The 13,109-nt window shown below is 52.0% G+C and carries 6 protein-coding genes and 10 pseudogenes; 9 read left to right on the forward strand and 7 right to left on the reverse strand.

The window, feature by feature from the left end; all coding sequences use genetic code 11:
• Positions 1 to 83: 83 nt before the first annotated feature.
• The 4 genes and pseudogenes from GE543_RS09800 to GE543_RS09815 all read left to right on the forward strand — a co-directional run bounded on the left by GE543_RS09800 (position 84) and on the right by GE543_RS09815 (position 3,703).
• Positions 84 to 1,280: an IS256 family transposase gene (locus GE543_RS09800; protein ID WP_153221334.1), complete on the forward strand. Its 1,197-nt coding sequence runs from the start codon at positions 84 to 86 to the stop codon at positions 1,278 to 1,280.
• Positions 1,281 to 1,373: 93 nt separating this feature from the next.
• Positions 1,374 to 2,367: pseudogene (locus tag GE543_RS09805) on the forward strand (IS3 family transposase); the annotation flags it as partial.
• A 143-nt stretch (positions 2,368 to 2,510) separates the two neighbouring features.
• Positions 2,511 to 2,828: pseudogene (locus tag GE543_RS09810) on the forward strand (aromatic acid/H+ symport family MFS transporter); the annotation flags it as partial.
• A 101-nt stretch (positions 2,829 to 2,929) separates the two neighbouring features.
• A complete protein-coding gene (locus GE543_RS09815) occupies positions 2,930 to 3,703 on the forward strand; it encodes a LysR family transcriptional regulator (RefSeq protein WP_256664742.1) in 774 nt (257 codons plus the stop codon).
• 55 nt (positions 3,704 to 3,758) lie between these two features.
• Here GE543_RS09815 and GE543_RS27630 read toward each other — a convergent pair.
• From GE543_RS27630 to GE543_RS09835, 5 genes and pseudogenes are all read right to left on the reverse strand, one after another.
• Positions 3,759 to 4,102, reverse strand: a pseudogene (locus GE543_RS27630) (putative quinol monooxygenase).
• Positions 4,103 to 4,228: 126 nt separating this feature from the next.
• Positions 4,229 to 4,576, reverse strand: a pseudogene (locus GE543_RS09825) (GNAT family N-acetyltransferase); the annotation flags it as partial.
• Positions 4,497 to 4,745, reverse strand: a pseudogene (locus GE543_RS27100) (IS3 family transposase); the annotation flags it as partial. The pseudogenes GE543_RS09825 and GE543_RS27100, both read right to left, overlap by 80 nt.
• A gap of 208 nt (positions 4,746 to 4,953) precedes the next feature.
• Positions 4,954 to 6,867 carry a methyl-accepting chemotaxis protein gene (locus tag GE543_RS09830; RefSeq protein WP_153221335.1) on the reverse strand — a complete coding sequence of 638 codons (1,914 nt, stop codon included), beginning with the start codon at positions 6,865 to 6,867 and terminating at the stop codon, positions 4,954 to 4,956.
• A 476-nt stretch (positions 6,868 to 7,343) separates the two neighbouring features.
• A complete protein-coding gene (locus GE543_RS09835; protein WP_178118581.1) occupies positions 7,344 to 7,973 on the reverse strand; it encodes a TetR/AcrR family transcriptional regulator in 630 nt (209 codons plus the stop codon).
• Positions 7,974 to 8,383: 410 nt separating this feature from the next.
• Here GE543_RS09835 and GE543_RS27385 point away from each other — a divergent pair.
• The 4 pseudogenes from GE543_RS27385 to GE543_RS09855 all read left to right on the forward strand — a co-directional run.
• Positions 8,384 to 8,730 (forward strand): annotated as a pseudogene (locus GE543_RS27385) (IS5/IS1182 family transposase); the annotation flags it as partial.
• A gap of 155 nt (positions 8,731 to 8,885) precedes the next feature.
• Positions 8,886 to 9,112: pseudogene (locus GE543_RS09845) on the forward strand (transposase); the annotation flags it as partial.
• A gap of 100 nt (positions 9,113 to 9,212) precedes the next feature.
• Positions 9,213 to 10,297: pseudogene (locus tag GE543_RS09850) on the forward strand (IS110 family transposase).
• Between the two features lie 16 nt (positions 10,298 to 10,313).
• Positions 10,314 to 10,610 (forward strand): annotated as a pseudogene (locus tag GE543_RS09855) (IS3 family transposase); the annotation flags it as partial.
• A 15-nt stretch (positions 10,611 to 10,625) separates the two neighbouring features.
• Here GE543_RS09855 and GE543_RS27635 read toward each other — a convergent pair.
• Together GE543_RS27635 and GE543_RS09865 are read right to left on the reverse strand one after the other, a co-directional pair.
• Positions 10,626 to 11,390, reverse strand: a complete 765-nt coding sequence (locus GE543_RS27635) for a PAS domain-containing protein (protein ID WP_306092873.1) — start codon at positions 11,388 to 11,390, stop codon at positions 10,626 to 10,628.
• Positions 11,391 to 11,416: 26 nt separating this feature from the next.
• A pseudogene (locus tag GE543_RS09865) lies at positions 11,417 to 12,019 on the reverse strand (IS5 family transposase); the annotation flags it as partial.
• A gap of 109 nt (positions 12,020 to 12,128) precedes the next feature.
• Between GE543_RS09865 and GE543_RS09870 the strand changes: the two are divergent.
• A complete protein-coding gene (locus GE543_RS09870; protein ID WP_153221337.1) occupies positions 12,129 to 13,109 on the forward strand; it encodes an IS5 family transposase in 981 nt (326 codons plus the stop codon).

Below are 13,109 nucleotides of genomic sequence, written 5' to 3' on the forward strand. Positions count from 1 at the left end.
CCTGCGGGCGAAAGAGGATGGTCATCGTGGTTCTTGGCTAACGTTGAGTTTGCGAAGACCTAACGAGCACCAGGAGACCCACGATGACCAAGCCCACTATCGCATTGACCGAGTTGGTTGAGAAAGGGGCAGACGTTGATCTGCTCAAGCAAATGATCCAGTTCGTTGCCCAGCGCATGATGGATTTCGACGTTGAAAGCCTGTGCGGCGCCGGCTTCGACGTCAAAAGTCCTGATCGCACCAACAGCCGCAACGGTTACCGCGACCGCCTGTGGCAGACCCGTGCCGGTGACGTTGATCTAAAGATCCCAAAGCTGCGTCAAGGCAGCTACTTTCCGGGCTTCCTTGAACCTCGCAGAACCGCTGAGAAAGCGATGGCGGCAGTCATTCAGGAAGCCTACATCCAAGGCGTTTCCACGCGCTCAGTCGACGAGCTGGTCAAGGCCATGGGCATGACCGGCATCTCGAAAAGCCAGGTATCCAGGCTCGCGGGCGAGATCGATGAACGCGTCAATGCGTTCCTGGATAGACCCCTTGAGGGCGACTGGCCGTACCTCTGGATCGACGCCACCTACGTCAAAGTGCGGGAGGCAGGCCGTATCGTTTCGGTCGCGGTAATAATCGCCGTGGCCGTGAGCACCAATGGCGGACGGGAAATTCTGGGAATGCGGGTGGGCCCTTCCGAGGCTGAGCCGTTCTGGACGGACTTCCTGCGCAGTCTGATGCGTCGTGGTTTGCGCGGGGTAAAGCTGGTGATCTCCGACGCTCACGAAGGTCTCAAGGCGGCGGTCGCCAAAATCTTCCATGCGACTTGGCAGCGCTGCCGCGTGCACTTTATGCGTAACGCCATGGCTCATGTCGGCAAGGGGCAGCGCAGCATGGTGGCGGCGTTGCTGCGCACGGTCTTTGCTCAGGACAGCCGCGCTGAATGCCATCAACAATGGCGTCTGGTGGCCGACCAACTGCGAGAGAAGTATCCAAAGATCGCCGTATTGATGGACGGCTGCGAGGATGAAGTACTGGCCCACATGGCCTTCCCCAAAGCCCATCGTCAGCAGCTACACAGCACCAACCCGCTTGAGCGGCTGAACGCGGAAATCAAACGACGAACCGATGTCGTGGGTATCTTTCCTAACGATCCGGCGATCACCAGGCTGGTCGGAGCGATGTTGCTGGAACAGAACGACGAATGGTGCCTGCAAAGGCGCTACATGCAGTTGGAGGCCTTCGAGGCGGTCAGCGATAATCCGCAGGCCAAGCTGTCGGCCGTGATCAACTAAACGGCAAACTCAGTGGCCAGAGCCGTGATGAGTTACACCACTTCCTGGGACACGATCATTTAGGCGAGAATGCTCGCCACGGAAAGGTGTTTGATGACTAAGCAACGTCGTACCTTTACCTCTGAGTTCAAGTGCGAGGCTGCGTGCCTGGTGCTAGACGAATGCTACAGCCACACTGATGCTGCCAAGTCGCTCGGTCTGGTTGAATCGGTACCCGCCGGTGGGTCAACCAGCTCCGCAGGAACGAGGCGGTGTCAGGCCGACCAGCAAAGCGCTGACACCCGAGCAGCAGAAAATCCGGGAACTGGAAGCCCGAATCAACCGCCTGGAACGAGAGAAATCGATTTCAAAAAGGCTCGCGCTCTTGATGGCCGAGGAACATGAGCGTTTGCTTTAGTCGATCAATTCCCCACACAGGAGCCGGTTGATTTGTTGTGCTCATGCTACTACGCGTACTGTCGCAGACGTTGAACTACAGACGCTGGACGGGTGCTTTTGCGCAGCCGTGTGAATGAGTTATTCACGCAAAGCCGAAGTGCTTCAGGTAGCCGCAGCATCATGCTGATGATGAAAGAGGACGGCCTGCAAATCTAGCGGTTTAAGGTACGCATGTTGATGCGACAGATGAACTTGATTAGCAAGCAACCGGGCTCCCATGCATACAAAAAGGCCACAGTAGAGCGACCTGATATCCCGAACGTGCTGAATCGTGAGTTTGCCGTCGCATCCCCCAATCAGGTTTGGTGCGGTGATACTAAGTACATCTGGGCCGGGGGCCGCTGGCACTATCTGGCAGCCGTTATCGACCTATGTGCGCGCCGAGTGGTGGGCTGGGCGTTCTCACCCAACCCTGACGTTGACTTGCTAATCAGGCGTTGGACATGGCTTACAGACAACGGGGCCGGCCGCAGAGCGTGTTATTTAACAGTGATCAGCGCAGCCAATACGGGAGCAGAGCTTGCAGCCTGAGGCTGTGGCGATATCGCCTTAGACAACGCATGAGCAGGCGTGGTAACTGCCAAGACAATGCACCGGTGGAGCGGCTATTTGTAGCTTGAAAACTGAATGGATACCGTCGGTGGACTATGGTTGGTCATCGCAGTTCTTGCCGGCCGCATCGTGTAGGTCGCCCTCATGATCGCCGTGGCCGTGAAGTACCGGGCATGAGGGTTGGGCCTTCGGAAGTCGGGCCGTTCTGGACTGACTTCCTGCGGATCCCGATGCGGCGCGGGTTTCCTGATTCGCCAGGGCCATACCGAGAAAGCCCGGCACTTGCTGCGCCGCCTGGCACCGGATACAGGTATTGGTGCGCACGATGTGGTCGAGGTCAACGAGACTAAGGCTTGTGGTGGCTCGGTCGCCGAGTTGTTCCGCCACGGGCTGGCGGTGCGCACCCTGGCCATCTGGGTTGTCTTTTTCTGCTGCCTGCTGATGGTCTATGCGCTGGGCTCCTGGCTGCCCAAGCTCATGGGGGGCGCCGGATACAGCCTGGGCTCGAGCCTGTCTTTCCTGCTTGCGCTGAACTTGGACGGCGTCGTCGGTGCGATACAGTGAGGCGACGGCTGGCCGCACTTGAGGCTCAACTCAATGTCCGCCTGGTTGATCGACTACCGCGGGAGTCGCGTCTGACCGCTATTGGCCAGCAGATCATGCAGGACGTTTTGGACATTGAAGAAAAGACTTTCGCCGTAGGGCGCAAATGCTTATCGTCCAGGGCGGCCACGAGGGCGAAGGTACCCATCACTGCGCCTCCAGTTCTTGCAAGGCATTTTCTGGCCCCAAACCTGGCTGATCTGGCCAGAGTGTCTCCGATGGTGCAGCTTTCAATTCCGAGTGAACCTCACTTCTTGTCTTTGTCACGTCTGGAAGCAGACTTTGCATTGCGTCTTTCGCCGCCGATTGAAGATACGGATATCGTCAGAAAGGTGGGCAAGATGCAGTCCGCTCTATACGCGCAACGAGACTATGCGAATGCACAGGATGAACAAAAATGGGAGTTCGTTGGCTACCCCGATCGACAAGGCGACTTCGCGCACAAACGTTGGCTTTACGAAGTCATTGGCTCATGCCGGGTTGCTTGCGAGGTCACTGATTTGAGTCACCAATACGAGGCAGCCTCTACCGGAATTGGTGTCGCAGGGCTGCCTTGTTTCATCGGTGATCGTGACAGTCGCCTGATCAAGCTCGACAACAATCTTTCTATGCTCAGCCCCGAAATTTGGGTCGCCATGCACCCTGATCGTCGTAACGACAAAGTGGTGCGCAAAACTGCCGATGAAATATTGCAGTTACTCGAGCCACTTGGCTTGAGGCTGCCCTCAACTGCCAGGTGGGCCTCGGTTGGCGCGAGCGCTAAAGTGCCTAAGTGCGGACATGTCGCAATATCCGATTGCCTACCCGACATGATGCTCCCCAAGCGGTGACGGGAACATCAGTGCGGCCTTACTTTTTCCAACGGGTTTGCGCAGATCAGTTCAATCAGCGGCTGAAACCATCGAATGGCGTCATGCACCAGCACCGAACGGATCAAGACGCTTACGGATCTTGGCATCAGGCGTGCCGTATACGACCAGGCTGGTGATGGTGCACAACTCGAGGAAGCGCTTGCCGAACGGTTTCGTCTACGTGGCTGACCACGGATTCAACGTTATAGCGCTCAGAATATGCGAAACGGTTTGGTCTTCGTTGACGCTGTACTCGTAAACAATAGTGCCGGACTCAAGCTTGGTCGCCGGAACGATCTGGGCAATCAGCGCTTTGAACTCTGGAAAGTCACCAGATTTGATCGCAAGGGAGGACAGGCAGAAAATATGGGGATGCATGGGATTTCTTCCATCGTTGGCATCATAGGACGTCAAGAAGGATGCATCGCTGACAAAGCCGATGCATTCTATGCGGGATTTAAGGCTCAGGATTGTATCCGTCTGGGCATTCCACCTTGCGCGACCTCAGAGGATCAGGGGCAGCCGATACCTCACCTCTACCAGTGCTGCGCCTCCCCTTTCGAGATTGCGCTCACTCCCCGTTTCCTCAATACATCCTAAGCTGCGATAAAATCGGATAGCTCGCTCATTTCCGGCCAAGACCCAAAGGGTTAAACGCTGATAACCTTGCTCTATCAAGTGCTGCAACCCGGCCTGCCACAAAGCAAAGCCGACTCCAGTTTTCCATTGTTCAGCAAGAACGTAGAGAGCCATGACCTTAGCTAAATTTTCTGAGGCTAGCGGTGATGCTGCGACCATGTTCGAGATAGTACCCGACAGCCTTTTCCCTTTGGGCCAGTGAGTACTTCGACCTCGAGGTCTTGTAGCCACGCGCCAGGTCGAGGCATCGCTCATACTCTGCATGCCAGCTCTTCAAAGAGTTCTTCGTCGGGTAGCCCAGCTGACGAATCGTTACCCCTATGCGTTTCCCCACTTTTATGTAGAGCTCGACCGCTCGGGTATGGTCTTCGTATGAATACATGAACTACCTCCAGGTAGCCCAAGATTTCCGCCGCATCCCCAACAGCCTCTACTGGGTCAGTTTTCGGTCAGCGGCAACACGCTCGCAACAGCAAAAAACATGAAGTAGTCGGCAGATTTCCCCGATTTTTAGCGGCTGCCGTTTTTGAAACCGCCGATGGCTCAGCAGTCGAAAAATACCGGCCTACTTCAGACCATCCTAAGAGATCTTACACTTTAAAATTATTTGTCATTTCTTGCAGCTGAGCACTGACCCGGGCTAGCTCAATACTTGAGGTAGCAGTTTCTTCGCTAGCGGCTGCAGTTTGATCCGAGATTTCTCGGACGTTAATAATGCCCCTGCTTATTTCTTCACCTACACTGCTCTGTTCCTCGGTGGCAACGGCAATCTGCTCGTTCATTGCTTCAATTTCTTGAACAGATGCATTTACGGTAAGGAGCATCTGGCTTGCATTTCTTGAAAGTTCTGCACTTTTATGGCTTTGGTGTAAATTATGCTCAAGTACTTGAGTCATTTTATCGGTACTTTCCTGTAGTTGACTGATGAGAAGCGCTATGTCATCGGTCGAGGTACGAGTACGCACCGCAAGTCCTCTCACTTCATCAGCAACTACCGCAAAACCGCGTCCAGCTTCACCTGCTCGTGCAGCCTCAATCGCAGCATTCAGTGCTAATAGATTGGTCTGGTCTGCGACTGTCTTAATAACATCCAGAACGCTACCAATACTCTGAGTATTGGCCCTCAGCTCCTCCATGCTTTTTTTAGTAGTATCCATATCGTAGGCAAGCGACTCTATCTGAGATCGCGTTTCATCGACAATTTGTCCTCCTTGGATAGCCAAGCGACTAGCATTCTGCGCGTTGCTAACGGCACGAGCTGCATTTTGAGCTACATCCTGGGTGGTAGCGGTCATTTCCTGCATTGCAGTCGCAATATGGTCTGTTTCTAACTTTTGAGAATGTACGCCCACGCTCGTTTGCTCCGTTACCGCCGAAAGCTCCTCAGCAGCGCTTGCTACTTGAACCACGCCGTCTTTGATCGCTCCAATCAGAGTCCGGAGACTAGAGGCCATCTGAACCATGCCGCCCTGCAAAATACCCAGTTCATCCCTGCGCACAACCGTTGTTTGATAGGTGAAATCGCCCGCAGCTATCTGCTCCACAATCAGTACTGTTTGTTTTAGAGGCTGGACAATTAAATGAGTGATAAACCATGCCGATAGTATGCCTGCTAGAATAGAAATAAAAAGCCATAGCGCGATTTTTTTCTGAGCATCTCGCGCATCTAAAGTTCGTAGGTTATTTTGGATTGTGTCCATTTGATCCGTTATATTTAGAAGTGCTGCTATACTTGCAGTAATACCCGCCTGTGCTTCATCCACACGCGTTTGAGCGCCAACGATTGATTCTAACCGCTGCTTGTAATCTGAAAATGTAGCAATTAAATTTCGAGTATCATTTTCCGGAACATTTGTGGTTTTAAATGAATTAGCTTGTTCAATAACCACCCCCACAGCTTGTCGAACAGCTTCTTCTGTGTCCTTCCCTGGGGATGCGAAATATACCCGGAAGCTGACACGCATTTTCTGCACTCCAAGGAAAAGAGACGTGACTTTTTTGCGCACTTCTAAACTTCCGCCGTCGGAATTAGCGGCATCCGCAACTTTCGATATTGTTTCATTCGCGGCCTCTGCTAAGGATGCAGCATTCCGAATCTGCGCTTCGCGGTCTTTTGTAGCGGCTACCGTTTGATCGTAATAAGCTCGATATCGCCCCATGACGGCTTCAGCATCATTGAGAAATGCAAGGTTGGGTGGGCTATCAAAATTGGACTTGATAGATTTCAATTGTAACTCAGTATGCTCAAGGGCGGTTAGCCACTTCCTAGCTTGAACCTCGTCTGGCTTGATAGCATAATTCAAACGCTCAATGCGCATATTACGGGCATCTGTGCTAAGTTTTGATACATCTCGATTCCTCTCGCTTCGCTCTTCGAGAATCTGAGTGGACTGCCATCCTGTGTAAGCCATTAATATGATCATGCCTATAAGTGATGAGAACCCTAATAGCAGTTTGTTTTTGACCTTGAGATTGCTCAGGAAAGCCGATACAATATTTGACATAATTTAGCCTATCCGATTTTAGTGAAAAGTGGGTTGCCTGAAGTTAAGCTGCAGACTTCTATGCAACGCAAACGAATTCCACTATTCTGCTTGATCTACTAGCAGAATAGTAGTTGATTTCAATGTTTAAAAAAATACTCAAATATAGCTATTTTGCCACTTGCTCCTGCGACATCCCACAGCCCCACAGCCCCACAGCCCCACAGCCCCACAGCGCGTATACTGTATGCCTATTAAGGCATTCCAATACGCACGTAAAAAAACCTATTGCACAGTCACGCATAGTACGCGCTAGGTTTGGATAGTCCTTGCCAAATGTATTTGTGGTGACTTTTATTTTGATGCTTTTGTCAAGAGTTGCCAAATGCTCCATAGACTCTTCGAAGCATAATCATTTCAGCTTAGTTATAGCGTTTATTTTCTGGTAGCTGGTATCGAATTGTATATCCCAATGTCATTTTTCGTTACTATGAAAACTAATCATTGGTAATGGCTTTTATGTCAAGAGTCGACGTAATTCCACCCGTTACCATTTTTACATAGTTCTCCACTATTTGATGTCTAGTTTTATCGGGATTTCTCAACCACCATTGCCCTATTTGTTCACCAACACCTGAAATTGCATATGCAACCATCGTGATTGAGCTTCTGTCATGGCGTCCGGAAAGATGTGCAGACATCATTCTAGCTATTATTTCAATTGTACTTGCTCGGAGTTCATTTAGCCCCGCTGATAAATAGGTGTTGGTGATAAGGCTGGACCCGAAAAGCATCATCCACCGTTTGGGGTTTGTTTCAAGCATTCGAAAAAAAACGTCCGCTGCAGCATATATAATTTCCTCAAAAGCAGCATTTTTTGCATTGGATATAGCTTCAGATAGCTCTCTGTCGAAATGATTTCTAGCACGCTTGGCGCACTCCAGAAAAAGCTCTTCTTTTCGCTGAAAATGCTCATAAACAACTGGTCTTGTTACTTCACAAGCCTCAGCTATTTTTTTAAATGTTGTCTCAGCATAGCCCTGTTGCAAGAAAAGCTTTTCGCCAGCATCAAGTATATTGTTAAAGCGTTCGTCCCTCTGCATTCTAGATTTCATCTGTATTTCCATGGAATTTATCATTGATTTCAGCTTCAGAACGAATAAAACTAAAGCGAATCAGCGTATTAAGTTTTGCAAATAACACATTTAGCGTCGTCATGTATTTATTGCATCAACTAACTCCAATAACGTATTCTAGCGATTTTCTAAATAAGAACATTCAATTTATTAATTTAAAGTCTATTTTCTTAAAGTGCGGATGCGAATATTCCTATTTCCGTTCATTATGAATTTACCGCATTAAGGTATGCTGATTTCGTAAGTATACACAATGTATAGCAGCGACTGTCCAGAGATTTTTTTTGAATCCGACGAGAGGCTATTCATGCAGTTTTGTCAATTGAAGAGCTAGAGAATCTGCTGTTGGCTTACCCGTCACCAATCACTCAGTTACGTGTGGCGCATGCCATTGGAGTCTGGTTTGGGGCAGAACCGGGCGTAAAAACGAGAGCCTCTCGATCAGTAATTTTCAGTGGAGTGACGAAGCGCGGGAATATCGTTGCCCCACGGGGCACGCCCTGCGCAGCGAGTGGCGGGCTTTTAAGAAGCAGCGCTCACATGTCACGAAAGCCGACACCATCATCTTTCGATCCCGGCAAACAGACTGCTCTAAATGCTCAATGAAAGAGCGCTGCTGCCCAAACACCTCGCTCCGAGAAATCCCCCGTAGCGTCCATGGGGGGCACGCAGTGTTGCTCGGCGAATTGCCGCAACACCGCAATACGTGTGCCCTCGCCATGAGCGCAAAAAGGTCGAAATGTTGTTCCGTCTAGCTGTTATAAGCATTTAGTGCGAATTTGCGTGGACCTGACCACCCATTTGCATTGCCACTGACCAGTGAATTACATCGGTGCTGACCAACGCAATCACGTCGTACTGGCGATCGGCAGAGAACAGTCGATTCTGTTGAAAACAGTCGATTTTCAGTCACCTGAACCTAATAAACCTATGGCTACAATGAAACCCACCGACGCCAACTGCCGGAGCAGCTGTATCCGAGCTGCTTCACAGATACCGAGTGGGCACTGGTCGCCGACCTATTTGAAAGCCAGGGCGGACGAGGAGCGGAGCCGCGTCCCTCTCGGCGCACATTGCTGGAAGCCTGTTGCTATGTCGTAGGCACGGGTTGCTCATGGCGAATGCTACCTGTGACCCTAGAAGGGCCTGACGTTACGTCTCTTTACTGTCTTGTCCATGTAATCGGTTCGGGTGGATTGGTTTGTGATTCCAAAGTTGGAGCACCCAGCCATGAGTGATATTGAGACCGAAGGCGTTCGGAAGTGTGTTGTAGGCGGTGTGGATACCCACAAAGACCTACATGTAGCTGCAGTTGTAGACGACCTTGATCGTGTTCTAGCCAGCGCTTGCTTTGCGACGACACGGCATGGCTACAAACAAATGCTGGCGTGGATGCGCTCATTCGGCGAGCTCACACGGGTGGGCATTGAATGCACTGGAACATATGGGGCTGGGCTGCTGCGTTACCTGGAGCACGCCAAGATATCTGTTCTTGAAGTGACAGCCCCCGATAGAAGCGATAGGCGCAAACGCGGCAAGGACGACACACTGGATGCCTGTAATGCAGCCCATGCGGCCTTCGCAGGTATTCGACAGTCACACCCAAGAAGCGAGACGGGATGGTCGAGTCGCTGCGCGTCCTCAAAGTTTGCCGCAAAACAGCGATCCAGGCTCGTCGCGTCACATTGCAACTTATCCAGAACACCATCGTCAGCGCACCAGATGAGCTTCGTGAGCATTTGCGCAGTCTGACGCCAATGCAGTTGATTCGGATGCTGGCCGCGTGGCGTCCAGATCTGTCTGATTACCGTCAGTTGGCTTCTGCTTACCGCATAGCTCTAAAAACACTGGGCAAGCGTTGTCTGGAGCTGCACGATGAGATAGCAGATCTGGATGTGATGATCGCAGGCTTGGTTGACGAGCTTGCGCCAGAACTGGTTTCACGCAATGCGAGCGGCTACGAGACAGCCGCCCAGCTTCTACTGACAGCTGGAGACAACAGTGATCGCTTTCGCTCGGAATCTAGCTTCGCCGCCCTTTGTGGCGTCAGCCCCGTCCAGGCATCCTCACGAAAGGTCAGCCGCCATCGCCTAAATCGAGGTGGTGATCGTGCTGCCAATAGCGCATTGCACATCATCGCAATCGGACGCCTGAGGACAGACGTTCGAACCCAGACTTATGTTGCCAAGCGTATCGCTGAGGGCCATTCAAAGCTTGAGGCGATTCGCTGTCTTAAGCGTTATATCGCGCGCGAGGTTTACGGCATCATCCGAAGTCGAAACCTGACCATCAATCAAAGCACGATCTCCACTTGACGCTTAGAAGGGCGTCCAGGGCAGCCAGTACAGCAGCTCCGATCGGCGCTGTTTTTTGAAGGCAAACAATTTGGTTGCCAGCATGAGCCGCCGAGGCAATTGTCATGACAACGCCGTGGCTGAGAGCTTTTTCCAGCTTCTGAAACGGGAACGAATCAAGCGGAAAATCTACACCTCACGGCAAGATGCTCGTAGTGATGTGTTCGATTACATCGAGATGTTCTACAACCCAAAACGCCGCCATGGTTTCAACAATCAGCTGTCACCGGTAGAATTTGAAAAACGTTACGCAATGAGCTTGCAAGGTGTCTAGAGAATCCGGGGCGATTCAGATATTACCATTAATATCAAACTCGATGACCGCCATGGCGCGATCCAGCGCAGAAAGCTTGCTGCTAGCTTCGGCCTCCTTGATGACGTTCTCAGTTACATTCAAAGCATATTTGACGACCTTGCTGATCTTCCCCTCCTGATCCCTTATCGGGTTGTAGCTGGCCTCAAGCCATACCGTCTTCCCCTTTGCGTCGACACGTTGAAACGTTCCCGATACAAATTCACCTGAGCACAGCTGGCTCCAGAGCTCCCCATATTTCGAGCTACGGACGAGCACCGGTGTGCAGAAATCTCGGTGTGACTTCTCTTTTATCTGATCCGCACTGTAACTCATGACTGAAAGGAAATTATCGTTCGCGCGAATCACCTTTCCATCGAGACCGAGCTCGACAATAGCCATCGAACGATCCAGCGCGGCAATTAGCCCTTTGTATTCAGTTACTTCTAGCGACTTTGATGCTAGCTCTTTTTTGAACTTGGAATTAAACATGGCGTATTCTCTTTTTGGTATTCCCGTTACCTGATATCGGCAGGGAACAGTAACCCTTGATGGTTGGCTATAGCTGGTAAAGCATAAGTGCCCAGTGAGCGCACCTTGTACAGACAGACACTTGAACAGGCATCCGCTGTTGGCAACGACGTGCGCACCGTGCGGCTTCTCCGCACCCGATACAACGACCACTAGTTCTAGTGCCGTTGCGGTGCCGGCGCGCATGTTCATGGGGCCGGTGGCGAGCCAAATAGCATCGGCGCGAATCATTGGGCTACGAGCGAAACGCGCACAGCCATGTCCGCGACATTGGCCGCAGTGACCACCACGCTGTGCACCAGCCCCGATTCATCGTCGACCCCAATGTGCGCTTTGGCACCAAAGTAATACTGTTGCCCTTCTTTGTCTGGTGCATTTCCGGGTCGCGCTTGCCTTCCTTGTTCTTGGTCGAACTGGGCGCATGAATCAGCGTTGCATCGACGATGGTGCCTTGTCGCAGCGACAAGCCACGGTCGCCTAGATAGCCATAGATCACGCCGAGAATACCAGCGGCCAACTCGTGTTTTTCCAGCAGACGACGGAAGTTGAGGAGGGTGGTTTCATCCGGAATCCGCTCCAGACTCAGGCCGGAAAACTGGCGCAAGATCGTACGTCTCGTACAGCGCCTCTTCCATCGCCGGATCGCTGTAAACAAATCAGTTCTGCATGAGGTGAACCCGCAGCATCGCCATCAACGGATAGGCCGGACGGCCGCCTTCGCCCTTCGGATAATGGGGTTGGATCAGGGTAATCAAACCCTTCCAGGGTAAGAGCCGATCCATCTCTATCAGGAACAGTTCTTTGCGGGTCTGCTTGCGCTTACCGGCGTACTCGGCATCGGCGAAGGTCATTTGCTTCATCATCGAAAAGCTCGGCGATTGGGGTCCGGGGATTTTGCCAAATGAGCAAGTCTTTTTCAGGATTCCCAAGTGTGATGAAATACGCCTGACCACCTGATCCGAGCCGCCCATGAGCCAGATGAGCTTTTCCGATTTCGAATATGCCGGCAAGCGCAAGCATACACGCCGCGAACGCTTCCTCGCCGAGATGGATCAGGTCGTGCCCTGGGCAGGTCTGCTGGGCCTGATCGAACCGTTCTACCCCAAGGCCGGCGGTGGCAGAAAGCCCTATCCTCTGGAAACCGTGCTGTGCATTCACCTGCTGCAGAACTGGTTCTCCCTGAGCGACCCGGCCGTAGAAGAAGCGCTCTACGAAATCACGCCCATGCGCCAGTTTGCACGCCTGACCTTGAGTGCCCCGATACCTGAAGACACCACGATCATGAACTTCCGGCACCTGCTGAAAAAGCGTCAACTGGCCCCTGCGATTCTCGCGATCATCAACGGTTATCTGCAAGAAAAAGGCCTGTCCCTGCGCCAGGGCACCATCGTCGATGCCACCATCATTCATGCCCCCAGCTCCACCAAGAACGAGGAAGGAAAGCGCGATCCCGAGATGCATCAGACGAAGAAAGGTAACCAATACTTCTTCGGGATGAAGGCGCATATCGGCGCCGATGCCGAGTCGGGACTGGTTCATCATGTTCATGGCACTGCGGCCAATGTGGTTGATGTCACGCAGGTCGCCGAGCTGTTGCACGGCGAAGAAAACGCGGTTTATGCAGACGCTGGGTACACAAGTGTCGAGAAGCGTGAAGAGCATGAAAATCGTAACGTCATCTGGCAAATCGCGGCGCGGCGCAGCACGTATTCCAGGCTGAATAAACGCAGCGTGCTCTACAAGGCCAAGCGCAAGATCGAGTACTGCAAAGCTCAGACACGGGTAAAGGTCGACCCTCCGTTTCGGGTAATCAAGCGTCAGTTTGGCTACGTAAAAGTGCGCTTTCGTGGGCTGATGATAAATACAGCTCAGTTGACCACGCTGTTCGCCCTGTCAAATCTGTGGATGGCTCGAAAACAGCTGATGGGTATGGGTGAGTTGCGCTCTTAA

Source organism: Pseudomonas sp. SZ57 (genome assembly GCF_009495975.1).
Taxonomy (GTDB): domain Bacteria; phylum Pseudomonadota; class Gammaproteobacteria; order Pseudomonadales; family Pseudomonadaceae; genus Aquipseudomonas; species Aquipseudomonas syringae.

Bases quoted from the DNA above. Each gene is read 5' to 3' on its own strand.
- GE543_RS09800 (WP_153221334.1), top strand. From the start codon at position 84: ATGACCAAGCCCACTATCGCATTGACCGAGTTGGTTGAGAAAGGGGCA.
- GE543_RS09815 (WP_256664742.1), top strand. From the start codon at position 2,930: ATGCAGGACGTTTTGGACATTGAAGAAAAGACTTTCGCCGTAGGGCGC.
- GE543_RS09835 (WP_178118581.1), bottom strand. From the start codon at position 7,973: ATGGAAATACAGATGAAATCTAGAATGCAGAGGGACGAACGCTTTAAC.
- GE543_RS27635 (WP_306092873.1), bottom strand. From the start codon at position 11,390: ATGATTCGCGCCGATGCTATTTGGCTCGCCACCGGCCCCATGAACATG.
- GE543_RS09870 (WP_153221337.1), top strand. From the start codon at position 12,129: ATGAGCCAGATGAGCTTTTCCGATTTCGAATATGCCGGCAAGCGCAAG.
- GE543_RS09830 (WP_153221335.1), bottom strand. From the start codon at position 6,867: ATGTCAAATATTGTATCGGCTTTCCTGAGCAATCTCAAGGTCAAAAAC.